At 28.3% G+C, this 1,572-nt stretch carries 1 protein-coding gene; it reads right to left on the bottom strand.

Annotated elements, in window-relative coordinates:
- Positions 1-159: 159 nt before the first annotated feature.
- Positions 160-1,437: an nSTAND1 domain-containing NTPase gene (locus BM227_RS12555; RefSeq protein WP_092914355.1), complete on the bottom strand. Its 1,278-nt coding sequence runs from the start codon at positions 1,435-1,437 to the stop codon at positions 160-162.
- Positions 1,438-1,572: the final 135 nt, after the last annotated feature.

The raw sequence follows: 1,572 nt of genomic DNA, 5'->3' as shown, positions 1-1,572 counted from the left end.
TTCGCAGTTTTGAAGTGTTTTAAAAATGAAACAAAAAGGTATGTTTTTTTTTAAAATTTCAGCCGTTTAAGTTGTTTCTTATAAAACGGCTTTTAGTATATAATACTCAAAGATAGCCAATAAATTGCTACTACGTAATTTATTAGCTACTCTGTTTTGTTAAATTTCTCCGTGTTTTAATGCAAGTCTGTCTCTTTCTAAAAGATTTTCTTTCATCTTAATATAACTAACCATTCTTGGATCATTAAATCTATAAATACCTCTTTTAATTCTTCTTAAGATAGAATCACTATTATCGGAAGTAAATTGTCTAACATAGTCACTTACTGTTTTATTTGATAATTCATGACCATAAGCTTTTAATTTAGTAGCAATATCATTTATTGTAAAATCATCATAATTAAATGTAGAACAAGCTTTTAAAATAAGTTGAATATTTCTTTGTTTTGTTTCAGAAGCATTTTGTGTTGCATTGTCATATAACCTTTTTAACGTTCCTTCTGCATCTTTGACCGCATTATCAACAGCTTGCACAAATTCACCTTTTGTAATCTTTTTAATATTATTTATGATAGCTTCCTCAGCACATTTTAGACCAATAAGATGAGCAAAATGTGGATATCCATTGCAGATATTAACTATTATATTTTTCACTTGTTCAGATAATTCTATGGATAGTTTTTTCATTCCATTATCAATAATTTCTTTTATTTCTTTATCCATCATTCTTTCTAATTTAATCTCTTTTAAGCATCTGCTTACAGATGGATGACCAGCTGTTAAATCTGTTCCCGATTGTGATATACCTACAATAAAAATTTTAAATGGAGATTGATAATCACTCAATAATTTAATTAATTGAGCTAGGTCATGCTTATCTTTATCATCTTCTAAAATATCAAACTCATCAATTAGATAGAGACCTTTTTTATCTTTTAATAATTTTGCTATATTTGATGGTGTTATATCACTTGAATATATAAATTTTTTCGAAGATTGAGTTTCGTTACCTAATTTCGCACCAATACCAATTACTTTTGCACCTGCTTCTTCTTTATATTTTGTAATGTGCGTTTCTTCTGATAGAAAAGGTTCATCAACATACTCTGCTATTAACTCATTAGAAATTGTTTCAAAGGTATCTTGACTAGAGCATCGTTTAGTAAGTAGTTTACCATCTACCATATCACTATTATCGAGAATTGTAACCGTGATATTAGCTAAAGAACTTTTTCCAACGCCCCTATCGCCATATAATAGTAAATGTTGTCCCGGAGTATTTAATCCTTCGATAACACTTTTTACAATATCTTTTCTACCCATAAATAATTCGACACTATTGATGGGTCTATTTGGAGTAAAAATTGATCTAACATTTGAAGCCTTGATTAACGCTTCTCTTTGAATTCCATATGGATCATCTTCTATCAGTGACATTTATGTCCTTAATTCTAATTTAACAACTGAATTGAAAAATATTTGAGCCACAGGGTCAAATATTTCTCTCTAATGATTTGTTATCTATTTCAAGCAGTTCAATATCAGGAAAATTATTAATCATTTCATCATATG

The sequence above is a fragment of the Hydrogenimonas thermophila genome (assembly GCF_900115615.1).
Lineage (GTDB): Bacteria > Campylobacterota > Campylobacteria > Campylobacterales > Hydrogenimonadaceae > Hydrogenimonas > Hydrogenimonas thermophila.
Note: the sequence above shows the minus strand (reverse complement) of the source record. Positions and strands in the feature narration are given on the sequence as shown.